16 protein-coding genes are annotated in these 23767 nt (G+C 67.4%); 10 read left to right on the top strand and 6 right to left on the bottom strand.

Annotation, left to right across the window (positions count from 1 at the left end; translation table 11 throughout):
• Window positions 1–52: 52 nt before the first annotated feature.
• Window positions 53–400, top strand: a complete 348-nt coding sequence (locus ACFPOU_RS01620; RefSeq protein ID WP_379716192.1) for a hypothetical protein — start codon at window positions 53–55, stop codon at window positions 398–400.
• Here the strand turns inward: ACFPOU_RS01620 and ACFPOU_RS01625 are convergent.
• Window positions 390–2144 carry an allantoate amidohydrolase gene (locus ACFPOU_RS01625; RefSeq protein ID WP_379716195.1) on the bottom strand — a complete coding sequence of 585 codons (1755 nt, stop codon included), beginning with the start codon at window positions 2142–2144 and terminating at the stop codon, window positions 390–392. The two genes, ACFPOU_RS01620 and ACFPOU_RS01625, sit on opposite strands and share 11 nt — an antisense overlap.
• A gap of 111 nt (window positions 2145–2255) precedes the next feature.
• The gene (locus ACFPOU_RS01630; protein ID WP_379716615.1) at window positions 2256–3194 is read right to left on the bottom strand and encodes a LysR substrate-binding domain-containing protein; all 939 of its coding nucleotides are present in this window, start codon (window positions 3192–3194) and stop codon (window positions 2256–2258) included.
• A 105-nt stretch (window positions 3195–3299) separates the two neighbouring features.
• Here ACFPOU_RS01630 and ACFPOU_RS01635 point away from each other — a divergent pair, with 105 nt between their 5' ends.
• Together ACFPOU_RS01635 and ACFPOU_RS01640 are read left to right on the top strand one after the other, a co-directional pair.
• Window positions 3300–4532: a urate hydroxylase PuuD gene (locus ACFPOU_RS01635; protein ID WP_379716198.1), complete on the top strand. Its 1233-nt coding sequence runs from the start codon at window positions 3300–3302 to the stop codon at window positions 4530–4532.
• The gene (locus tag ACFPOU_RS01640) at window positions 4529–5758 is read left to right on the top strand and encodes a M20/M25/M40 family metallo-hydrolase (protein WP_379716201.1); all 1230 of its coding nucleotides are present in this window, start codon (window positions 4529–4531) and stop codon (window positions 5756–5758) included. The genes ACFPOU_RS01635 and ACFPOU_RS01640 overlap by 4 nt, the downstream gene beginning before the upstream one ends.
• 6 nt (window positions 5759–5764) lie before the next feature.
• On the opposite strand, the gene ACFPOU_RS01645 is transcribed toward ACFPOU_RS01640, so the two are convergent.
• Window positions 5765–8008 (bottom strand): hypothetical protein, encoded by a 2244-nt coding sequence (locus tag ACFPOU_RS01645; protein ID WP_379716204.1) that lies wholly within the window; start codon window positions 8006–8008, stop codon window positions 5765–5767.
• A gap of 129 nt (window positions 8009–8137) precedes the next feature.
• Window positions 8138–10501, bottom strand: a complete 2364-nt coding sequence (locus tag ACFPOU_RS01650) for a S9 family peptidase (RefSeq protein WP_379716207.1) — start codon at window positions 10499–10501, stop codon at window positions 8138–8140.
• Window positions 10502–10661: 160 nt separating this feature from the next.
• Here ACFPOU_RS01650 and ACFPOU_RS01655 point away from each other — a divergent pair, with 160 nt between their 5' ends.
• The 6 genes from ACFPOU_RS01655 (at window position 10662) to ACFPOU_RS01680 (ending at window position 19841) form a co-directional block, all read left to right on the top strand.
• Window positions 10662–11297, top strand: coding sequence for an ANTAR domain-containing response regulator (locus tag ACFPOU_RS01655; protein ID WP_379716210.1), 636 nt, complete (start codon window positions 10662–10664; stop codon window positions 11295–11297).
• A gap of 396 nt (window positions 11298–11693) precedes the next feature.
• Window positions 11694–12998, top strand: a complete 1305-nt coding sequence (locus ACFPOU_RS01660) for an MFS transporter (protein ID WP_379716213.1) — start codon at window positions 11694–11696, stop codon at window positions 12996–12998.
• A 10-nt stretch (window positions 12999–13008) separates the two neighbouring features.
• Complete coding sequence (gene nirB / locus ACFPOU_RS01665) at window positions 13009–15534, top strand: nitrite reductase large subunit NirB (protein WP_379716216.1); 2526 nt, start codon at window positions 13009–13011, stop codon at window positions 15532–15534.
• A gap of 11 nt (window positions 15535–15545) precedes the next feature.
• Window positions 15546–15887 (top strand): nitrite reductase small subunit NirD, encoded by a 342-nt coding sequence (gene nirD, locus ACFPOU_RS01670; RefSeq protein WP_379716219.1) that lies wholly within the window; start codon window positions 15546–15548, stop codon window positions 15885–15887.
• A complete protein-coding gene (locus ACFPOU_RS01675) occupies window positions 15884–17113 on the top strand; it encodes an NAD(P)/FAD-dependent oxidoreductase (protein ID WP_379716222.1) in 1230 nt (409 codons plus the stop codon). Before nirD ends, ACFPOU_RS01675 begins: the two co-directional genes overlap by 4 nt.
• Window positions 17114–17126: 13 nt before the next feature.
• Entirely contained in the window at window positions 17127–19841 is a 2715-nt protein-coding gene (locus ACFPOU_RS01680) for a molybdopterin-dependent oxidoreductase (protein WP_379716225.1), read from the top strand.
• A 15-nt stretch (window positions 19842–19856) separates the two neighbouring features.
• On the opposite strand, the gene ACFPOU_RS01685 is transcribed toward ACFPOU_RS01680, so the two are convergent.
• Together ACFPOU_RS01685 and ACFPOU_RS01690 are read right to left on the bottom strand one after the other, a co-directional pair.
• Window positions 19857–20801, bottom strand: coding sequence for a hypothetical protein (locus tag ACFPOU_RS01685; RefSeq protein ID WP_379716228.1), 945 nt, complete (start codon window positions 20799–20801; stop codon window positions 19857–19859).
• 3 nt (window positions 20802–20804) lie between these two features.
• Window positions 20805–21554 carry a DUF6345 domain-containing protein gene (locus ACFPOU_RS01690; RefSeq protein ID WP_379716231.1) on the bottom strand — a complete coding sequence of 250 codons (750 nt, stop codon included), beginning with the start codon at window positions 21552–21554 and terminating at the stop codon, window positions 20805–20807.
• Window positions 21555–21959: 405 nt separating this feature from the next.
• Here ACFPOU_RS01690 and ACFPOU_RS01695 point away from each other — a divergent pair, with 405 nt between their 5' ends.
• Complete coding sequence (locus ACFPOU_RS01695) at window positions 21960–22946, top strand: LysR family transcriptional regulator (RefSeq protein ID WP_379716234.1); 987 nt, start codon at window positions 21960–21962, stop codon at window positions 22944–22946.
• Window positions 22947–23767 lie beyond the last annotated feature (821 nt).

Genomic DNA, 23767 nt, shown 5'->3' on the forward strand with positions numbered 1-23767 from the left:
GACTTTTCTTCGCACCACATGACATCGACGTGCAACCGATGGAGTAGCGAACATGGAAATGATCTATTGCCCGGGTTGTGCCAGCGGTTTGCATGACAGCGGCGCCTGCCCCGTATGCGGCGCACTGCGCACGGGTCAGCAGGCCCAGGCCGTCCAGCGCAATCCGTTCAAGCTGATTGCCTGGTGCGTGCTGTGGGCCGTGGTATTCTGGCTCGGTTCCCTGTTCTTGAGCGGCGCCTTGGCGGGCGCGTCCGATCCGGGACAGGCCGCCGCGCTCGGCCGGCGGTTCGACGAGTCGCTGGGCGGCCCCCTGCTGCTGCTGTCCATCGGCCTGTCGATCGTGCTGACGGTGCGCGGCGCGCTGCCCGGCACCGCGAAAACCTTCCCGCCTACTCCCTGACCTCGATGCTGCGCAGGAAATCGAGCAGCACCTGTCCCGCCAGTTCGGCGTCGTCCGCCGTCATCGTCTCGAGCCGATTGTGGCTGATGCCGCCATTGCCGCAGCGCGTGAACAGCATCGCGACCTCGGTGATCCGCGCCATCTGCATCGCATCGTGGCCGGCGCCGGAGAGCAGATCGCAGCGCGGCACGCCCTGGCGCTCGACCGCGGCGCCGAGCTGGTCCATCAGGCGCGGAGCGCAAGGCGCCGCATTTGCCTCGACGATCTTCCACAGCTTCCGGTCGATCCCGCGCCGCGCGCAAATGGCGCCGATCCCCGCCAGGATGTCGTCCACGGCCGCCAGGCGCACCCGGTCGTCGGCGGCGCGGATGTCGAGCGAGAGCCTGCAGGCGCCTGGCACCACGTTGACCGAGCCGCCCGGCACTTCCAGCTGGCCGACGGTGCCAACGAGCGATTCGACGCCGCCGCAGCGTTGCTCGACCAGCAGCACGATCTCGGCGGCGGCGGCGGCGGCATCGCGGCGCATGCCCATCGGCGTGGTGCCGGCATGGCTGGCCACGCCCGCCAGCTCGACGCAATAGCGCGAGCTGCCGGCAATGGCCGTCACCACGCCCACCGGCAGGCCGCGTTCGAGCAGCACCGGCCCCTGTTCGATGTGGACCTCGACGAAACCGAGCAGTTCTTCGGGCTTGCGCGCGATGGAGGGGATCGCGGCGGGATCGTGGCCGCTCGAGACGAGCGCCTCGCGCAGGGTCACCCCATCCGCGTCGGCCGCATCGAGCAGCGCAGCGTCGAAATGCCCGGTGATCGCGCTGCTGCCCAGGAAGGTGCTGCGAAAGCGCACGCCTTCCTCCTCCGCGAAGCCGACCACGTCGAGATGGAAGGGCAGGCGCTCGCCACGCGCGTGCAGGTGGGCGGCGACCGCGATCGGGAGCAGGATGCCCAGGCGCCCGTCGTACTTGCCGCCATTGCGCACCGTATCGTAGTGCGAGCCCGTCATCAAGGTCTTCGCATTGAGGTCGAGCGCGGCGTAGCGGCCGACCACGTTGCCGACCGCATCGATGTGCGCGTCCATGCCGGCGTCGATCATCCAGTTGACGATGCGCGCGGCCGTGCGCCGGTGCGCCGGCGTCAGGTAGGCGCAGGTCAGGCCCTCGTCGGCGTCGCTCCACTCGCCGATCGTGTCGCACCAGTCCATCACCTGCGCGCCCAGCGCCGGCGTCAGGCCCAGCAGGACGTCGAGGCGGATCTCGGCAATGCGGTGCACCTGGCGCAGGGCCTCGGCCAACTCGTCGGCGCGTCCGTTCTCCAGGCGCCGTGCGAAGGTCTCGATGATGGCGCCGCGTGCGAGGCCGCGTCCGGTCGGGCCTTTCACGGCCAAAATGAAGGGAAAGCCGAACTTGGCGTTGTACTGGCCGTTCAACTGCTGCAGGCGCGTATATTCCTCGGCGCTGCACGCATTCAAGCCGGAGGCGGCCTGTTCGTCCGTCGATTCCTGCGTCAGCGCGCCGGCGATCGCCGCCTTGCCCGCCAGTTCCGGGTGCGCCCGCAGCAGCACCAGGCGCTCGTCCGCGGATGCCGTGTCGACGACGGCCTGCAGCGCAAGCTTGAGCGCGGCCAGGGTGGCGAACGGACGCCGGCCGGCAGCGCGTTCGGCGACCCAGGGCGAGTGCTCGTAGATGCCGCCGAGCGCCGCGGCGAAGGCGGCAGGGTCCAGGGTGTTCAGGGTGGCAAGGGTCGTCATGGCCGGTCTCGTGAATATCCGAAGCAGTCGATGCTAAATCCTGCGCGCGATTCGATCATAAGTCCAGGCCCTTGCGCCTCGTCGCCGCGCGCATATACCGAGGCCCAGGCCCTAGTCGCTCACCAGTGCCCGCGCCGCCTGGCTGACCTGGTCGCGCAGCCATTTGTGTTCCGGCGACTGGTGCACGCGCTGGTGCCAGAGCTGGTAGAAGCGCATCGGCGGGAATTTGAGCGGCATGCTGAAGGTCTTGAGCGGCAGCGTCTTCTCGTACGAGCGCATGAACTGGCGGCCGGTGGTGAGTACCAGGTCGGTCTGGGTCAGCATGTAGGGGATCAGCCCGAAATAGGGCGACTCGACCGCGATCCTGCGCTGCATGCCCTGGCGCGCGAGGAAGGCATCGATCACGCCGTGGTAGCCCGGCAGCGTCTGCGAGGGTGCCACGTGCGGCAAACCGAGGTAGTCTTCGATGGTCATCGCGTCGACGCCGGTGCGCTTGGCATACGGGCTGTCGGCGCGCATGGTGCAGACGATCGGGTCCTCGAACAGTTTCGAGATGTGCAGGTGCGCGGGCGGCTCGTCCCAGTTGGCGATCACCAGGTCCATCTCGCCGTCAGAGAGCATGCGCAGGTAGTCGGCCCCCGCGCCCATGCCGTGGATCGCGACGCGGCTGTTGGGCGAGCCGCGGCGCACGGCCGCCACCACGTTCGGCAGGAACCGGGTGTCGAGGTAGTCGGGCGCGGCGATGTGGAAGGTGCGCGCCGCCTCTTCGGGCACGAAGGCCGACTTCTTGATGAACAGGCTTTCGGTCTCGTCGAGGATGCGCTTGGCCGGCTTGAGCAGGCTCTCGCCGTGCTGGGTCGGCACCATGCCGCGCGCGCCGCGCACCAGCAGAGGGTCGCCGGTCAGCTCGCGCAGCTTGCGCAGCGAGGCCGAGATCGAGGGCTGGGGCTGGTTCAGCTTGAGCGCGACCCGCGAGACATTCTTTTCCACCAGCAGCAGGTAGAGGATACGGATCAGGTGAATATCCAGGTGCTGGGGCAGGCCGGCCATGTTTGTCATATATCCGATCAGGTATGTCGAATATACGTCAATTTCCAAGTTGTATAAAATGAAATCGGTTTATCGTCAACCAATTGCTGCGACAAGGATCGGTACATGGACGTGTTCGGACACCTCGGGACCTATGCCCTCGAATGGCTCAATCTGCTGGTGCGCTGGCTGCACATCATCACGGGCATTGCCTGGATCGGCGCCTCCTTCTATTTCGTCTGGCTCGACAACACCATCCGGCCGCCGGCGCCGGACTCCGACCTGGCGCGCAAGGGCGTGGCCGGCGAACTTTGGGCCGTGCATGGTGGCGGCTTCTACAATCCGCAAAAATACCTCGTGGCCCCCGCCACGCTGCCGCAGGAATTGCACTGGTTCAAGTGGGAAGCCTATTCGACCTGGCTGTCGGGCTTCGCGCTGCTCGTCATCGTCTACTACCTGAACGCGCAGGCGATGATGGTCGACCGCAGCGTGCTCGAACTCACCGGCTGGCAAGCGGTCGGCATCGGCCTGGGTAGCCTGGTGGCCGGCTGGCTGGTCTACGACCTGCTGTGCAAGTCCCCGCTCGGCAAGCACGACCTGGCCTTCGGCGCCGTCATCTTCGTGTTCCTGGTGGCGGCCAGCTATGCACTGACGCACCTGCTCAGCGGCCGCGCGGCCTACCTGCACGTCGGCGCGATGATCGGCACCATCATGGTCGCCAACGTGGCGCACGTGATCATTCCCGGCCAGCGCAGGATGGTCGAGGCCATGCGGGCCGGCCGCAAGCCCGATCCCGCCTACGGCATCCGCGCGAAGCAGCGCTCGGTCCACAACAACTACTTCACGCTGCCGGTACTGTTCCTCATGATCAGCAACCATTACGCGATCACCTATGGCCACCGACATGCCTGGGCGGTGCTGGCCGTGATCATGGCGGCGGGCGTGCTGATCCGCCACTTCTTCAACCTGCGCCACAAGGGTCGCGTCGAGTGGAAGTTTCCAGCCGCGGGCGTGGCGCTGCTGGCCGTGCTGGCGGTGCTGATCGCGCCGGAGGCGCCCGGCGCGCGGCAGCCGGGGCCCGACGCCGCGGCCCAGTTCACCCGGGTGAACGCCATCGTCGGCCAGCGCTGCGCAAGCTGCCATGCGGCCCAGCCGACCCAGCCGGGCTTTTCCGCCGCGCCGGCCGGCGTGATGCTCGACTCGCCGCAGCGCGTCGCGCAGCACGCGGCGCGCATCTACCAGCAGACGGTGCAGCTCAAGACCATGCCGCTGGCCAACCTCACCCGGATGACGGACGCCGAGCGGGCCCAGGTCGGCGCCTGGTTCGAAGCCGGCGCAAGCACAGGGAAAACACCATGACCGCACGACAGCAGCTGCTCGACTGGATCGACGCCCACTTCGACGAACAGGTCGCGTTCCTGCAATCGGTCGTGCGCATCCCGACCGATACGCCGCCCGGCGACAATGCGCCGCATGCCGAAGCCGTGGCGGACATGCTCGCCGGTTTCGGCTGGAAGGTCGAGCGCCACGCCGTGCCCCTGGACGCGGTGCGCGACTACGGCATGCAAAGCATCACCAACCTGATCGTGCGCCGGCCCTATGGCGGCGCCGGCCCGACGATTGCCCTGAATGCCCACGGCGACGTGGTGCCGCCGGGCGAAGGCTGGAGCCATCCGCCTTACGGCGCCGAGATCGAGGACGGCTTCCTGTACGGGCGCGCGGCGGCCGTCTCGAAGAGCGACTTCGCCACCTACGTCTTCGCGGTGCGCGCGCTCGAAGCCACGGGAACGCACCTGAAGGGCGGGGTCGAACTGCATTTCACGTACGACGAGGAATTCGGCGGCCTGCTGGGTCCCGGCTGGCTGCTCGGGCAAGGCCTGACCAGGCCCGACCTGGTGATTGCCGCCGGCTTCAGCTACCAGGTCGTCACCGCCCACAATGCCTGCCTGCAGCTGGAAGTGACGGTGCACGGCAAGGCCGGCCACGGCGCCATGCCCGACACCGCGCACGACGCGCTGCAGGCGGCCACGCGCATCCTGAATGCGATCTACGCCGAGCTGCCGGAGCTGAAAAAAATCAGGTCGGGCGTGCCCGGCATCGACTCGCCGACCATGCTCGTCGGCCGCATCGAAGGCGGCACCAATACCAATGTCGTGCCCGGCAAGGTCGTGCTCAAGCTGGACCGCCGCATGATTCCGGAAGAAGACCCGGCTGCGGTGGAAGCGGACGTGCGCGCCCTGATCGAAGGCGCGGTGGCCGGGCTGCCGGGAATCCGCGTCGAGATCCGGCGCCTGCTGTTGTCGCAGGCGCTGCGCCCGCTGCCGGGGGGCGAGCGGCTCGTGGCCAGCCTGCGGCGCAATGCGCAGGCTGTGCTGGGCGAAGCGATTCCCGCCGTGGGCACGCCGCTGTATGCGGACGCGCGCCTGTACGGCGAACGCGGGATTCCGGCGGTGATGTACGGCGCCGGGCCGCGTACGGTGCTCGAATCGAATGCGAAGAACGCCGACGAAAAGCTGGCGCTGGAGGATTTGCGCCGCGCGACCAAGGTGGTGGCGTTGACGCTGTTCGATCTGCTGGCCGCGTAGCGCCCTTCAGCGCGGCACGATCGCGAACTGCGGACTCTTGCCGTAATCGGGCTGCACGCTGCGCGCCTTGAACAGCGCCCACGCCTTGCGGCCCGCTTCGCCGCCGACGCTGGCGGCGTAGGCCAGCGCCGGCTGCATGTTCGACGGGAAGCCGGTCGGCTCTGCCGCGTAGCCGCCCATGTCGCCCGGTTTGCGCTTCAGGCCAGCCGCCAGCTGGTCGCTGGCACAGGGCAGTGCGGCCAGCTCCGGGCCGACCGTCGCCGCGTACGCATCCGCGATGGACTCGAAATAGGGAGCGTTCGGGGCCGCCCGCACAGCGTAGGTATAGTTCGCTCCCGCTATCCAGCACGCCCCCTCGCCCACCATGCGTTGCACCGGAAAACGCGCCTTCCACTTGAGCAGCGGCTCGGCGTCCTTGAAGCCCAGTTCGGCCAGGTGGCCGACGGCGGCGGTGAAGAAGTCGTCCTGCCAGGGCGCGACCGCGGTCTTGCCCTTGTACACGACCGCATAGCCGTGGGCGATGATGCCCAGCTTGTTGGCGTCCGGGTTGTGGCTGTAGGCGGCGTTGTACCAGGCCAGGTTGCTGTCGAGGATGGTGGCGAAGTGGCGTTTGAGCGGGTGGCTGTCGGGCGTGATGTAGGCGGCCTGGCCGAGCGTGCGCAGGTTCCAGGCCTGGCCGCGCACCTGGCCCGGCGCGAACAGGCCCTGGATATTCTTGCGGTAGCCCGGATTCGACTCGAAGACATTGTGCATGGCCCAGAACTGCAGCTCTTCCAGGTAGTAATGGTCGCCGGTGACGAGGTAGGGAAGGTAGGCCAATCCCGGCTGGTGCGAACTGTCCGGTGTATTCGGTGACTTGCATGCGCTCTTCGGGCAGCGCGGGAAGGCCTCGGACTTGCCGCTCTTGCGGTTGCGCGTGTCGCCCGGCCGGCCGAGGATGGTCATGTAGGGATAATCGATCAGGCTGACCGGCAGGCCGGTCTGCTTGTCGCGGTAATGGATCGGCCAGCTGCCGGCCAGGTCCGCCGTGCCGAGCGTGACCTGCTTGGCGCGTGCGTCCATGCTGAGCAGGTATGCGGCGGCCCAGCCGGGCAGCAGGCCGATATCGGGACGCCCGCCGGGGCCGGGCATCGTGCGCGCGGCCAGGCCGACGCCCATCGGTTCGGTGTTCGCGCCGTTCCATTTCGCCGCCAGCGCGGCCAGCGCGGCGTCGTGCACGACGACCGAGCGGTCGTAGTTCGGCAGCGCGCGCGAGCCGATCAGGTAAGCGGTGTCGTGGCGCAGGTGCAGCGCCGGCGCCTCGCCCGTCCAGGCCAGGGCGCGCCAGCGCGCATGGTGCAGGTGGGTCAGGCCCTGCCTGGCATAGACCTGCTTGCCGCCGGCCGCGATCGTCACATCGTAGGTGATGTTGCGCGGGTCGGGTTCGTAGGCCCAGTTGTTCTCAACGACGACGTCGACCCGCGCCTGCCTGGCCCCGCCATAGGTGCGGACTGCGAAGCGCGCCGCCAGGTGCGGGTGCTCCTCGCCCTGCGCGTCGACCAGCGGCGCGGCCACCTGCAGTTCGGTCACGATGGGGCCCTGGAGCCAGACCTGCGCCTTGCGCGCCTTGAGCAGGGCCGCGCTCGAGGCGCTGAAGCGCTCGCCGTCGACGACGACCGTTACCACCGTGTCGGGCGCGCTGCCAGGCTTGGCAGCGTCGGCGTTGTCCGCCTTGTCGGTCTTCCTTGCGCTCTTGACCAGCGCCAGGCCGAGCTCCTTGCCGGCCCCGAGGCGCGGCAGGATCGCCGAGACGACGGCGTGGCGCACCGAGCCGTCCGGGTGGCTTGCCTTGACGTCGAGCTGCAGCGGCAACAGGGTGCCGTCGGCCAGCTTGCCGGCGAGGCCGGCGCCGCGCGGCAGGTCGCCCGGCGCGAACACCTGGCCGAAGCTCAGCGGGACGTCCGACTGGTCGGCACGCCCGGTGCCCTGGACGACCACGCCGGTAATGCCGCCGGCGGGAATGGCGAAGGCCCGCGCGGGTGCGGGCGCCTCGGGCCGTTCGCGCTCGGGTGCGTGCTTGGCCGCGTCCTTGCGCGGGCGTGCCTTGTCCGCCGGCTCCTTGTGCGCGGCCTTGTCGTCTTCCTGCGGCGCGTTTGCGCCATGGCGCGATTCCAGGACGCGGCTGGCATCGAGCCTGCCGGTGCTGGGCAGGCCGACGAAGTCCGGCTGGGGTTCGTGGGCGTGGACGCCGCAGGCGAGGGCGCTCAGCAAGCTGGCAAGGCAGAGACGAAACGGCGGGCGCGCAGGAGTCATGAGGACCGATGGAAAACGAAAAGAGACTGAACAGTAAAACAAAAGGCGCCCCGCGGGGCGCCCGCTTGTCCGCGGCGGGTGCGCCAACTACTGCTTGAGCGTGCGCTCGAACAGCTTGTAGATGCGGCGGTACTGGTCGAACCAGCTTTCCGGCTGGGTATAGGCGTGGCGTTCGAGCGGGTAGCTCGCCAGCTCCCAGTTATCCTTCTTCAGTTCGATCAGGCGCTGCGCCATGCGCACCGAATCCTGGTAGAAGACATTGTCGTCCACCATGCCGTGCGCGATCAGCAGGTTCCCCTGCAGCTTGTCGGCGTACTCGATCGGCGACGAGATCTTGTAGGCGCGCGGATCGAGGTCGGGCGTGTTCAGGATGTTGGCCGTGTAATCGTGGTTGTAGGTGGTCCAGTCGGTGACCGGGCGCAGGGCCGCGCCGGACTTGAACACTTCCGGCGCGCGCATCAGGGCCATGAAGGTCATGAAGCCGCCATAGCTGCCGCCGTAGATGCCGACGTTGGCCGCATCGCCCTGGTGATTGGCCACCATGTACTTCACGCCGTCCTGGTAGTCCACCAGTTCCGGGTGGCCCATCTGGCGGTAGATCGCGGTGCGCCAGTTGCGGCCGTAGCCTTTCGAGGCGCGGTAGTCCATGTCGAGCACGACATAACCCTTCTCGACCAGCAGGTTGTGGAACATCTGCTCGCGGAAGTAGACCGGGAAGCGCCTGGTCGTGTTCTGCAGGTAGCCGGCGCCGTGCACGAACATCACGACCGGGTATTTTTTACCCGGCTCCATTTTCGCGGGGCGGTACAGCTTGGACCAGACCGGATCGCCGCCGTCGCTCGACGGCACGGCCACGTATTCGGGCTCGATCCATTCGCGCGCCTTGTACTCGGCATTGCGGGTATCGGTCAGCTTGACGGCGGTGCCGCCGGAGACGGGCACGGTGGCCAGCTGGGCCGGCATGTAGCTCGACGAGTAATGCACCAGCAGCTTGCGGCTGTCCGGCGACAGCGCGAAGCGCTCGACGCCTTCCAGGCTCGTCACTTCGCGCGTGGCGCCATCCTGCGCGTTCACGGCGCACACCTCGTAGATGCCCGGGTTCTTGCGGTTGCAGAGCATGTAGGCGGTGCCGCCGTCGAAGCTCCACTGGATGTCGCCGGCTTCCCATTTGCCGCCCGTGAGCGCGCGCGCGCGGCCGTCCGGGCCTTGCGTGTACAGGTGCGCGTAGCCGCTTTCCTCCGACACGTACCAGAGCGTGCGGTTGTCGGGCAGCCAGCCGAAGTCGCTGTTGTCGAAGTTGACCCAGGCTTCGTCCGAGAGGCGGTGCCGCGGCTGCAGCTTCGCCGCTGCCAGGTCGATGGCGGCGATCCAGCGGTCCTTGTTGTCGACCGCGCGCAGCATGACGGCGGCCTGCTTGCCGTCCAGGCTCCAGCGCACCGCGTCGGCGCCGTCGGCGATGCGCAGCGGGCGGTTGCCCTTCAAGGGATCGAGCCTGGCCTCGAGGCGCAGCTTGGCCAAGGGGTCGACGGCGATGCCGGGCAGGGTGTCGAAGGACAGGTCCTGCACGCGGCTGGAAGCCAGGTCGATCAGTTTCAGGGCGTGCGGCGCCGGGTTGGCACGCCCGACGCGGGTGCGCTGGTCGTCCATCTCCTCGTAGCCCGATTCGGTCACGTAGCGCGGCATCTTGCCGACCCGGCCCTTCGCGGCATCCTTGGCGGCGGTGACGACCACCAGCCAGCGTCCGTCCGGCGACAGGGCGCTGCCTTCGATCGCGACCTTGTCGCCCAGGTAGAGCGGACCCGGCGCGCGCGTGGCGTCGAAGCGGCGCTCCTCCTCGGCGCGGGCTCTGGCGGCGTCGCGGTCGTCCCTGGCGCGCTTCAAGGTCGTGATCAGGCGCAGCTGCATGTCGCGCAGCGCGTCCGGGTCCTGGACCGCCGGGTCCTTGGCCGCGCGCGGCAGGGCGATGGGGGCTTGCAGGCGGCTGGCGCGGTCCCAGCTGAACCAGTCGTGGCCGACGCGGAACTGCACCGCGCGCTCGTCGCTGGAGAATTGCGGATCCTCGGCTTTCACCCCGCGCGTGACCTGGACCAGTGTGCCGCTTTTCAGGTCGCGCTCGAACAGGTCGCCATTGCGCACCATGATGGTGCGTTTGCGTGCGCGGTCATAGACCACGGTCGGGCTGTCGAGCCTGGACAGCTCGGTATCGGCCACGCGCCGCGGACCGCCCTCGGCGGCGATAAAGGTGTCGCGCAGTTGCGAGCCGGGACGCTTTTGCATGAAGTACACATCCTTGCCGTTCCACCCCCACCATGCCGCTTCCGCCGGATTGCCGATCCAGTCCGGATGGGCCATGGCCTGGTCGAGGGTAATGGGCGTGGGCGCTGCCAGGGCCGGGAGCGCCAGGAGCGCACACAGCGCAGCAGCAAGGAAGGTCAGTGCAGGAAGTCGCATCGTCGAGGTGAACTGGGTGAGAGGGAAGGTTTTTCTGGCGATAAAAATGCGCTTGCATTCTAGCGCAGCCGTCATGCAACAGGGATATTGATACAAGAATCCAGGCTCCCGCCGCCGACGCTGCCCGCATCCATGGCCTGTTTCTTGCATGTTGCAGTGCATGACACGAGCCGATCCATCTTCCAGCCTGCGCATCGTCGTCGTCACCGGCGGCGACAAGCGGGCCGGCGACGCTGCCCTGGCCGCCCGGGCCTGCCGTAGCGCGGCGTTGCGCGCCGGCCTGCTCGAGTCCGGCCATGAGCTCGTCGCCTCGCTTCCTCCGGACATCTTCCTGGCCGAGCGCATCGCCCAGTTCCAGCCGGACCTGATCATCATCGACAGCGAGTCCGACGCGCGCGACGTGCTCGAGCACATCGTGAGCGCGACCCGCGGGACGCGGCGCCCGATCGTGCTCTTCACCGAGGACGACAGCGCCGCGACGATGGAAGCGGCGGTGGCGGCGGGCGTGTCGGCCTATGTCGTGGCGGGCCTGCGCGCCGAGCGTGTGCGTCCCGTGCTCGACGTGGCGCTGGCGCGCTTCAAGCACGAGCAGAAGCTGCTGGGCGAACTGGCCGACACGCGCCGCATGCTGGCCGAGCGCAAGGTGATCGAGCGCGCCAAGGGCGTGCTGATGAAACGCCACGGCCTGCTCGAAGAGGAAGCCTACGGCCGCCTGCGCAGCCTGGCGATGAACAAGAACATGAGACTGGCCGAGGTCGCGCAGCGCATCCTCGACGTCGAGGACTTGCTGGGCTAGGCGCGGCAGAAGGAGCCGCATGACAGGCCCGGTGGCGACCGGCGCCGACGGTGCGCACAGTGCGCAGGCGGGATCGTCCGCGATACATCGGCGCGATCCCGCGCGGCCTGCAACGCGCGGGCTGATGCGCCGGCCAATGCAGTGCGGCCTGCCGCATCATTCCAGCGCATTGTGCACTGCAATGTGGCGCCTCCCGGGCAACTCTCCCGCCAGCGGCCCCGCAGCGCCACTGGCACGGCTCTTGCAATCACTGGGGGCAGGATCAACGACGATCCCTTCAGTAAAAAACAATGTTGGTCCAATGCTGGACCGGCCTTTCGGACAACGGCGTCCGCCTCCCTGGGTGACCACCTCGGGACGCGGACGCCGTTTTGTTTTCCAAGAACGAGGGATACCATGGCCAGCAAAGCAAGCAGCATCACACTCACCGACTTCCATACGCCGCAGATGCGGGCGTTCCACCTGACCTGGGTCGCCTTCTTCATCTGCTTCTTCGCCTGGTTCGCCTGCGCGCCGCTGATGCCGGTCATCAAGGGCGAGTTCGGCCTGTCGGTGGCGCAGATCGCCAACATCAATATCGCCGCCGTCGCCATCACGATCCTGGTGCGCCTGATCGTCGGCCCGATGTGCGACCGCTACGGGCCGCGCAAGACCTACACGGCGCTGCTGGGCTTGGGCGCCATTCCCGTGCTCGGCGTCGCCTTTGCGCAGAGCTACGAAAGCTTTCTCCTGTTTCGCCTCGGGATCGGCGCGGTCGGCGCCAGCTTCGTCATCACCCAGTACCACACCTCGGTGATGTTCTCGTCCAGGGTCGTCGGCACCGCCAACGCGGCCGCCGCCGGCTGGGGCAATGCCGGGGGCGGCGCGGCGCAGGCGGCCATGCCGCTGCTGCTGGGCGCCCTCGTCATGGCGGGCGTGAGCGAAACGCTGGGCTGGCGCGTCGCCTTGATCGTGCCGGGCGTGGCGATGCTGGTCATGGCCTGCGTTTACTGGCGTTATACCCAGGACTGCCCGAGCGGTAACTTCAGCGAGCTGCGCGCGGCCGGCATCCCGTTCGAGGGTGGCGGCAAGGGCGGCATGGCCAGCTTCAAGGCGGCCTGCCGCAACCACCGCGCCTGGCTCCTGTTCGTCACCTATGGCGCCTGCTTCGGCATCGAGATCTTCATCCACAACATCGCCGCCATCTATTACGTCGAACACTACGGCCTGTCGCTGGGCGCGGCCGGCATGGCGGCCGGCAGCTTCGGCCTGCTGGCGCTGTTCGCCCGCGCCCTGGGCGGCTGGCTGTCGGACCGCAGCGCCGCGCGCGCAGGCGGCGACCTCAACAGCCGCGTCACGGTGCTGTTCGTGCTGATGGTCGGCGAGGGCCTGGGCCTGCTCTGGTTCGCGAATGCGGACGGCGTCGCCTTCGCACTGATCGCCATGCTGATCTTCGGCCTGTTCACCCACATGGCCTGCGGCGCCACCTACGCGCTGGTGCCGTTCGTGGCGCCGGGCGCCCTGGGCGGCGTGGCGGGCATCGTCGGCGCCGGCGGCAACGTCGGCGCGGTGCTGGCCGGCTTCCTCATGAAGGGGACCGGCGACGTGCGCCAGACCCTGATGATCCTCGGCGGCCTGGTCGTCGTCGCCAGCCTGTGCGCACTCGGCGCCCGTTTCAGCAGTACCGCCGCCGCTGCCGATTCCGCCGCGGCGCGTGCATAAGGAGAGCGGCATGAACATCATCGTCATCGGCCACGGCATGGTCGGCCACAAATTCGTCGAGTCGCTCGCCAGCGCGGCGCCTCACCTGCACATCACCGTGCTCGGCGAAGAGCCGCGTCCTGCCTACGACCGGGTGCACCTGTCCGAATTCTTCGCCGGGAAAACAGCGCAAGACCTGTCGCTGGTCGCTCCCGGCTTCTTCGAGCGCGGCAACCTGACGCTGAAACTGAATGCGAAAGCGGTCGCCATCGATCGCGGCGCGCGCCGCGTCACCCTGGCCGACGGCGAAGTTCTCTCGTACGACAAGCTGGTGCTGGCCACCGGTTCTTCCCCTTTCGTGCCGCCGGTGCCGGGCCGCGAGCGCGCCGACTGCTTCGTCTACCGCACCATCGAAGACCTGGAAGCGATGCGCGAATGCGGCGCCCGCGCGCGCACCGGCGTCGTGGTCGGCGGCGGCCTGCTGGGCCTGGAATGCGCCAAGGCGCTGCGCGACCTGGGCCTGGAAGCGCATGTCGTCGAATTCGCGCCGCGCCTGATGGCGGTCCAGGTGGACGATTCCGGCGCCGGCGTGCTGCGCCGCCGGATCGAGGAGCTGGGCGTGACCGTCCACACCGGCAAGAACACGCTCGCCATCGTCGACGGCGAAGAGGGCCGGCACCGGATGGAATTCGCCGACGGCAGCCATCTCGACACCGACATGATCGTCTTCTCGGCCGGCATCCGCCCGCGCGACGAGCTGGCCCGCGCATGCGCGCTGACCCTCGGTCCGCGCGGCGGCGTCGCCATCGACGACGACTGCCTCACTTCCGACCCGCACATCTACGCCGTCGGCGAATGCGCGAACTGGCGCGGCCAGCTGTTCGGCCTGGTGGCGCCCGGCTACGACATGGCGCGCACCGCCGCGCGCCATGTGCTGGGCGCACCGGGCGGTTTTGCCGGCGCGGACCTGAGCACCAAGCTCAAGCTGATGGGCGTGGACGTGGCCAGCATCGGCGACGCCCATGGGGCGACGCCGGGCAGCCGCAGCGTCCAGTACCTCGACGAGCGGCGCCAGACCTACAAGAAACTGGTCGTCAGCGACTGCGGAAAGCGCCTGCTGGGCGCGGTGCTGGTGGGCGACGCGGCCGAATACGGCACGCTCCTGCAGATGGCCCTGAACGGCATCGAATTGCCGGAAGCGCCGGAAAGCTTGATCCTGCCGCAAGCCGGCGGCGCACCGAAGCGCGGCCTCGGCGTCGAGGCGCTGCCCGATTCGGCCCAGATCTGCTCCTGCAACGACATCTCGAAAGGCGCCTTGTGCGCGGCCGTGCGGGAGGGGGCGGCCAGCATCGGCGCCCTGAAAAAGTGCACCACCGCCGGCACCGCCTGCGGCGGCTGCGTCCCGCTGGTGACGCAAGTGCTCAACGGCGAGCTGGCCAGGCAGGGCGTCACCGTCAGCCGCGCGCTGTGCGAACACTTCGACCACACGCGCCAGGAACTGCATCACCTGGTGCGCGTCGGCCGCATCAAGAGCTTCGGCGAACTGCTGGCGCGCCACGGCAAGGGCCTGGGCTGCGACATCTGCAAGCCGGTCGCCGCGAATATCCTGGCGTCGACCTGGAACGACTTTGTCCTGAAGCCGGAGCACGCGAGCCTGCAGGATTCGAACGACTACTTCCTCGGCAACATCCAGAAGGACGGCACCTACTCGGTGGTGCCGCGAATGCCGGGCGGCGAGGTCACGGCCGACGGCCTGATCGCGGTCGGGATGATCGCCAAGAAATACGGCCTGTACACCAAGATCACCGGCGGCCAGCGCGTCGATCTGTTCGGTGCGCGCGTGGACCAGCTGCCGCCGATCTGGGAAGAACTGATCGCGGCCGGCTTCGAGTCGGGCCACGCCTACGGCAAGTCGCTGCGGACGGTGAAATCCTGCGTCGGCTCGACCTGGTGCCGCTACGGCGTGGGCGACAGCGCCGGCTTCGCCATCGCGCTGGAGCACCGCTACAAGGGACTGCGCACGCCGCACAAGGTCAAGTTCGGCGTCTCCGGCTGCACCCGCGAATGCGCCGAAGCCCAGGGCAAGGACGTCGGCCTGATCGCCACCGACAAGGGCTGGAACCTCTACGTGTGCGGCAACGGCGGCATGAAGCCGCGCCACGCCGAATTGCTGGCCTCGAACCTGGACGAAGCGACGGTGGTGAAACTGGTCGACCGTTTCCTGATGTTCTACGTGCGCACGGGCGACCGCCTGCAGCGCACCAGCACCTGGCGCGAGCACCTCGAGGGCGGCCTGGACTACCTGAAAGAGGTCGTGGTCGACGACAAGCTCGGCATCGCGGCCGAACTCGAAGCCGACATGCAGGCGGTGGTCGACACCTATGCCTGCGAGTGGAAGAACGCGGTCGAGGATCCGGACGTGCGCAAGCGTTTCCGCCATTTCGTCAACAGCGAAGCCAGGGACGACAATGTCGTCTTCATGGCCGAGCGCGGCCAGGTCCGTCCCGCCACCATCGAAGAACGCCGCCGCACGATTCCCATCGTCGCCGCCAACTGAAGGAGCATGTCATGCACCGGGATATTCAACTCCACAACTGGAACGCGGTCTGCGCGTTCGACGAAATCGTTCCCGACACCGGCGTGTGCGCTTTGCTCAACGGCCGCCAGGTGGCCGTCTTCCGCGTCGGCGACGAACAGCTCTTCGCCATCGACAACTACGACCCCAACTCGAATGCGGCCGTGCTTTCGCGCGGCCTGGTGGGCAGCCTGGGCGGGCGCATCGTCGTCGCTTCGCCGATCTACAAGCACCATTTCGACCTGCAGACCGGCGAATGCCTGGAAGCGCCGGCGCATTCGGTCAGCAGTTTCCCGGTGCGGGTCGAAAACGGCACGGTATGGGTCGCGGTATGACGGATACCGGAACGCGGCCCCGCCTGGTCGTGGTCGGCAACGGCATGGCCGGCATGCGCACGGTCGAGGAACTGCTGAAACTCGATCCTGGGCTCTACGACATCACCGTCTTCGGCGCCGAGCCGCATGGGAACTACAACCGCGTGCTGCTCTCGCCGCTGCTGGCGGGCGACAAGAACGTCGACGAGATCATGCTCCATCCGCGCCCCTGGTATCTGGAGCACGGCATCACCCTGCACGCGGGCGACCCGGTGGTACGCATCGACCGCAAGCGCCGCGTCGTCGTCGCCCGCTCCGGCATGGAAGCGCCTTATGACCGGCTGCTGCTGGCGACCGGCTCGACGCCCTTCATGTTGCCGATACCGGGCAATACGCTGCCGGGCGTGGTCGGCTTTCGCGACCTGCACGACGTCGACACGATGCTCGCGGCGGCACGCCGCGGCGGGCGCGCGGTCGTCATCGGCGGCGGCCTGCTCGGGCTGGAAGGGGCGCACGCCCTGATGCGGCGTGGGATGGATGTCACCGTCGTGCACGTGGCCTCGGGCCTGATGAACCAGCAGCTCGACTTGGAGGCCGGCCGCCTGCTGAAAGACTCGCTCGAACGCGCTGGCCTGCGCATCGTGCTCGACGCCCAGGCCAGCGAGATCGCGGGCGACGAACAGGTCGAAGCCGTGCGCCTTGCCGACGGCGGCGAGCTGAAAGCCGACCTGGTCGTGATGGCCGCCGGCGTGCGTCCCAACGTGGCCCTGGGCCGCGCGGCCGGCTTGCACTGCGAGCGCGCGATCGTCGTCGACGACACGCTGCAGACCTACGACCCGCGCATCTACGCGGTCGGCGAATGCGTCCAGCATCGCCGCGCCACCTTCGGCCTGGTGGCGCCGGTATGGGAGCAGGCGCGCGTTTGCGCCGCCCACCTGGCCGGCGCCGGCCACCGCCGCTACGTCCAGGCCGCCACGGCGACCAAACTGAAAGTGACCGGCATCGACCTGTACTCGGCCGGGGACATCGCCGGCGGCGCCGGCAGCGAAGAGCTGGTTCTGCGCGACCGTCACAGCGGCGTCTACAAGCGCCTGGTGCTCGAAGGCTCGCGCGTCACCGGCGCCGTGCTGGTGGGCGACGTCGGCGACGGCCCCTGGTATTTCGAGCTGATCCAGCGCGGCGCCGACATTTCGAATTTCCGCGACCGCCTGTTGTTCGGCGAGGCGCTGTGCGCGCCCGCCACCTGAAAGAGGAAACTCCATGGACATGACTCTGCCTGTGCAAACCGTGCGCACCACCTGTCCATATTGCGGCGTCGGCTGCGGCGTGACCGCCACCGTGCGCCCGGGGACCGTCCCGATCATCGCCGGCGACGCCGCCCACGGCGCGAACCGGGGGCGCCTGTGCGTGAAGGGCGCGGCGCTGGGCGAAACGCTCGACCTCGACGGCCGCCTGCTGCATCCGGTCGTGCGCGAGCATGGCGCGATGCGCCGCGCAAGCTGGGACGAGGCCCTGGACCGCGTGGCCGGCGGCTTCGCCTCGATCGTCGCCGAGCACGGCCCGGATGCGGTCGCGCTGTACGTCTCCGGCCAGCTGCTGACCGAGGATTACTACGTCGCCAACAAGTTCATGAAGGGCTATGTCGGCAGCGCGAACATCGACACCAATTCGCGCCTGTGCATGTCGTCCAGCGTGGCCGGCCACAAGCGCGCCTTCGGCGAGGACCTGGTGCCGGGGTGTTACGAAGACTTCGAACTGGCCGACATGGTCGTGCTGGTCGGCTCGAACACGGCCTGGTGCCATCCGACGCTGTTCGGGCGCATCCTGCGCGCGCGAGAAGCGCGGCCGCAGCTGCGCGTCGTCGTGATCGACCCGCGCCGCACGGCCACCTGCGAGTCGGCCGACCTGCACCTGCCGATCAAGCCGGGCACCGATGTCTGGCTGTTCAACGGCTTGCTCAGCTACCTGGCCAAGCACGGGCACGGCGATGCAGCCTACGTGGCGGCCCATACCGAAGGATTCGATGCGGCGCTGGCGGCCGCCGACGCCGATTGCAGCGATCCGGCCCAGGTCGCGCGCATCTGCCGCATCGACCAGGGCAAGCTGCTCGCGTTTTACGAGGGCTTCGCCGCCACGTCCAGGGTCGTCACCGCGTACTCGCAGGGCGTGAACCAGTCATCGAGCGGGACCGACAAGGTCAACGCCATCGTCAACTGCCACCTGCTCACGGGCCGCATCGGCCGTCCCGGCATGGGGCCGTTCTCGCTGACCGGCCAGCCGAACGCGATGGGCGGGCGCGAAGTGGGCGGGCTGGCCAACATGCTGGCCGCGCACATGGACCTCGACAAGGAAAGCCAGCGCGAGGCCGTACGCAGCTTCTGGGAGTCGCCGCGCATCGCGGCCAAACCCGGCCTGAAAGCGGTCGACCTGTTCCGCGCGGTGGAAGAGGGCACCGTGAAAGCGGTATGGATCATCGCCACCAATCCGCTGGTGAGCCTGCCCGACGCCGACCAGGTGCGGCGCGCGCTCGACAAGTGCGCGCTGGTCGTCGTCAGCGACATCGTCGGCGCCACCGACACCACGGCCTACGCCGACGTGTTGCTGCCGGCGCTGGGCTGGGGCGAAAAGGACGGCACGGTGACCAATTCCGAACGCTGCATCTCGCGCCAGCGCGCCTTCCTGCCGGCGCCGGGCGAGGCACGGGCCGACTGGTGGGCGGTGTGCGAAGTCGCGCGGCGCATGGGTTTTACAGGTTTCGATTTCGAGGGCGCGCAGGCGATCTTCGACGAGCACGCCCGGCTGTCGAGCTGGCGCAACGGTGTACACGAGGCCGGACGTCGCGTCTTCGACCTGTCGGGGATGACCGGCATGGACCGCCAGGCCTATGACGCGCTCGAGCCGATCCAGTGGCCCGTGCTGCGCGATACGGACGGTGCGGTGACGCCGACACCGCGCCTGTTCGCCGACGGCCGCTTCGCCCATGCGAACGGGCGCGCACGCTTTGTCGCCACCGCGCCGCGCGCGCCGGTGCACGCGGTCGACGGCGAGTTTCCGCTGGCCCTGAACACCGGCCGCCTGCGCGACCAGTGGCACACGATGACGCGCACCGGCAAGTCGGCGCGCCTGGCCGGGCATACGCCGGAACCCTTCATCGACCTGCACCCGAACGACGCCCTGCTGTACGGCGTGCGCGAAGGCGAACTGGCGCGCCTTACCAGCCGCTGGGGTGCAATGGTCGCGCGCGTGACGCATGGTGGCGGCATCGCGCGCGGCAGCGTGTTCGCGCCGATCCACTGGAGCGGCCAGACGGCGTCGGATGCGCGCGTCGGCGCCCTGGTCAACCCGGTGGTCGATCCGGTATCGGGCGAGCCCGAGTTCAAGCACACGCCGGTGCGGGTCGAGCCGTTCGTGGTGGAGTGGCAGGCGTTCGTGCTGAGCCGGACGGCGCTGGCGGTCCACGACGTCGCCAACTGGACGCGGGTACAGGGCGATGGCTTCGTGCGCTACGAACTGGCTGGCCGCGGCCCGGCGCATGCCGAATGGGCACGCACGGTATTGAACGTCGACGAGCAGGCCGACTGGATCGAATACGACGACGTCGGCGCCGGCGTCTACCGCGCCGCGCATGTTCTGGAGGGAAGGCTGGAAGCCTGCGTCTTCGTGGCGCGCCGGGCGGCCCCGCTGCCGCCGCGCCAGTGGCTGGCCGGTTTGTTCGGGCAGGAGAAGCTGGCGCCCATGGACCGCGCCACGCTGCTGGCCGGACGCGCGCCGCAGCTGGGGCCGGACCCCGGGCCGACGGTATGCTCCTGCTTCGGGGTCGGGCGCAACACCATGTGCACGGCGATCCGCAAGCAGGGCTTGCGCAGCCCGGCCGCGGTAACCGCCTGCCTGAAGGCAGGCGGCAATTGCGGCTCCTGCCTGCCCGAGATCGCCAGGCTGCTGGTGGAGGAACAGCATGGCGCCGCCACCGCCTGACGCCGGCGGGACGCGTCAGCGCGCCGGGTCCTTGCAAGGCCCGACGTTGCCGGTACGCGAACGGTTCGCGCTCGTCTCGGTGCCGAACAGCGGCAACGCGAGGTAGGAGCGTTCGGTGGCCGCCACGGCGAACACGTAGCCCTGTGTCTCGAGGCGGTGGCGCAGCACGATCTGGGCCAGATAGACCGGCGCCAGTACGCGCTGCGCCTTGCGCTTGCCGAGGTCGAGGTAACCGAAGCGCATCGTCTGCGAAGCGATCACCTTGTCCGGCATGCGTTCCTTGGCGTTGCCCAGCACGCTGGCGAGGTGGCCGGCGATCTGGCGCGAGGCCGCTTCAGGGGCCACGACGGCGGCGCTGTCGAGTCTTTCGGCCACGCCCGGACGGATCCGCAGCGCCAGCGCGTCGAGCCTGCCGTCGCCGGACAGGGTCAGCGCGACCGAGGCCGCGCCGAGCACCGGGATGCCGCCGATCGCCTGGCGCCAGGCGCCGGTGGCCCTGAACAGCACCGGCTCGGCGATGCGGTCCTGGCGGTCCGCGCCCTGTCCCTTGGACTGGAACAGGCGTTCGAATTGCAGGGTGCCGTTCTCGCCCACCCAGTCGGCCACGCGCAGGCGCTGCGCCGCTTCAGTCACCAGGCGCGTGAGCACCGCGCGTTCCTCGACACGTTGGAAGGGCGCCGTAAATGGCGAGGTCCCGGCATGGAATTGCAGGGCGCCGGAAGCGTGATAGACGACGGCACGGGCGCCGCCGGCAAGTTGCACCAGGGTGCGGTCGTCGCGGGCGACGAAATTGGCGCGGTCATGCGGGCACTGGTCGACTTCCTCGATCAGCGACAGGAAGCGGCTGGCGCGGGCGCGCACGTCGTCCCGGGTAAAGGCTTGCAACGCCAGGACGTCGACGCGATGGGGATAGTCTGTGCAATCGGCAGCCAGGCTGTCGATCAAGGTTTGCTCGTTCATGGTTCAACCCTCCGTCCAGTACCACAGGATGCAGGCCTGCTGGGCCGGCGCCAGGTCCGCTTCGACGTTGCCGTGTCCCCACAGGTGATCGCGGTTCAGCGTCGACAAGTCCCAGCGGATGGCCCCGCCGTTCCAGGTCGCCGCATTGCCGACGCAGACAGTGATCGGATGGTTATCGACATACCAGTCGGAGACACCGTTGTGCCAGGCCTGGGAGACCGTGTCGCCGTCGGTCAGGTTGTCGGCAACGTCCTCGCCGCACTCGTCGGTCGTGATGCCGTCCCACATGGTTCCCCATCCACCGCAATAGATGTGCATGCGCGCGAAGATGTTCCACAGGCCCGTGACGCGGTCGCGCTTGACGGTCTCGCACGAATAGGCCATTACCCACTCGTTGTTCCAGTCCTCGCCCAGTTGCCAGCGGTTCGAGTAGGTGCGCCATTCGGTGCGCGGCGCGTCGTAGAGCATGCGCGCGCGGCCGTCGGCTTCATGGCCGCCGTGGGTCTCCTGCCAGTAGAGGTCGACGTCGTCGACCCAGCTGCGGTCGGCGCCGCCCTGGTCGACATCGCGGATGTCGCTTTCCCAGCAGTCGGTATTGGCCCAGTAGAACGCGCGCGCATGGCCGGCCGAGCGCAGCTTCGCGTCGAAACCGTTACTTCGGTTAAACGTGTAGGTCAGATCTCCCGCCGTGCTCACGCCAGCGGCGCGCGCATGATTGAAGTATCGGATCGCTTCGACTCCGAACCTTGCCATGGCAATCTCCTTTTTTTCATCGGTCAATGTGCGCCGAGAAAGAGCGTCAACGACGGCGAAGCCTCGTCGATGCGTGGCGCGACACCGACCACGGTAGCGAGTGCTTTCCAGTCAGGGTCTGCTCCAGATCAGCTGCGCCCGGCGCCGCGGACCGATTGATGGATGGGGCGCAGACAAAACGTTTTCGCTGAGAAAAAGAGGTGCGGCATCGCGCGTCCGTGGCCCGCTGCGCCGGCCATCAAGGTCACACTTGACCATGCTCAGTGGCCGGGTCAGCTGCACTGCATAACATGGGTGCACGGAGCAGAGCTGTGGGTTCGTCACACATGATGATGACGCAGTGTGCAGAAATGACGTCGAACCGAATACTGCCAGCGGGTGTGCAAAGTGAAAATGACAGAGCCAATGGAAGGCCCCTTGCACTTGGGGAACGGTCACGAGGCCAGTGGTGCATCGATGAGCCTGGAGTCTCCTCCACTGCGCGCGCGCAATCTGAGGATCAGTCTCAAGCAGTGGAAAATGTTCCATGCAGTAATCGACTCCGGCGGATTTTTCAGCGCGGCCGACAGTTTGCACGTCACGCAATCGACCGTCAGCCACGCGGTTGCCAAACTCCAGGAACAATTGGGCGTTTCCCTGCTTGAGTTGAAAGGACGCAAGGCACACATCACCGCAGAAGGGAAGGTGCTGCTGGAGCGATCGCGTGACCTGGTCCGCAATGCCATGGAACTCGAAGAGCTGGCAGAAAATATCAGGCAAGGCTGGGGACCGGAAATACGGCTGGCAATGGAGCCCAGTTTTCCGCCCGAGTTGCTCACGCTGGCCCTACGGACGCTGTCATCGTTTCCACAGAAAATCCGATTGAGCGTGCGAGAGGCAGCGCCGGATCAGATCAAGGCCGTACTTCAAGACTACACGGTCGAGCTCGCGATCAGCTCCCGCATACCGGTCGGGTGCAGCGGCAAGCACTTGATCGACATCGAGCACATCGCCGTTGCTCATCCCGATAATCCCTTGTTCGCATTGAAGCGAAACCTTGGCCTCGATGACCTGAAAACACAATTTCAGATCGCAATTTCAGGATCGAACGACTACATCGCGAGCGAAGCGAGCCGCCGCTTGCCGCGCTATGAGCGGCCCTGGAACGTCAGCAGCGCGGAGCGGGCGGTGGGCATGATGCGCCACGGTTTCGGCTATGCCTGGCTTCCTGCCTACCAGACGAAACAATGGCTCGAAGAGAACCAGTTGCGCATCTTGCCGCTCGCCGGCGGCGCCAGCTACCAGTCGAGCCTGTTCCTCGTCGCTGGACGGCCCCCGGCGGCCGATTCCGCCGTGACAGCGTTTGCCAATGCGCTTCATTCCTGCAGCGAGCGCTTCTTCAAGCGGCGCTGACTGATCGCCCGGAAATAAACGTCAATCTTGGCAGCGGAACGGGAGACGGTGCAAGCACTGCAAGCGGACAGGAAGCAATGCAGGATCCAGCAGCCAACAACACGTTCGTTTCCGGGGAGTACTCCAACCGCGCCGTCGTCCACCCCATCTTGGCCTGGTTCGGTCCAGGCCGGCATGACACGCGTAGGAAAGACCGCCCAGGGTGTCGCGTGTGCCGTCGATCGAGATCGGCTTCACCTTATTTCCCACCTCACTTGATCTGCGCTTGCACATAGGCGCTTTTCCTTCCTGAAACATACAGCGCCGCAGCGCCGTGCAGCGCACCCCCCGCTGCAAAACGACCCGATCTGCGTCATCCCTGTCATCCATTTTTTAGCCACGGCAAGTGATCGCCGGTTATTCCAATTGCCAAAGGCCGATTCAGCAATCAGACCGATTCAAGAAATATTCTGTCCAAATCATTTCTTACAAAGAAATCGAACGGAACAGTGTTTTTGGGTCATTCATTTTGTATAAGAAATTATTTCGGCATGTTCAATTTTCTGTGATGAAACTGATTATAAAAGTCCATGCAAGCGCAGGTATTTCGAGTCGAGAATCGATTTTTTGAATCTGATGCGTAAGCGGACTTTGCTACAGTAATAAATCTGTCGAGCTTGTTGGAGGTCGGCAAATCATCTGGGTAAATCGCATTTGCACATCGATCGATGTAATCGACACCGCGGATGGTCCGCGGCCATGGTGGACGTGCGTTTGGCATTTCCAGTATCACCTTTGATACGGACCTAAAAAAACGTGCTGGAAAAACGATCGAGCGCTCG

Source organism: Massilia jejuensis (assembly GCF_042656795.1).
Lineage (GTDB): Bacteria > Pseudomonadota > Gammaproteobacteria > Burkholderiales > Burkholderiaceae_D > Telluria > Telluria jejuensis.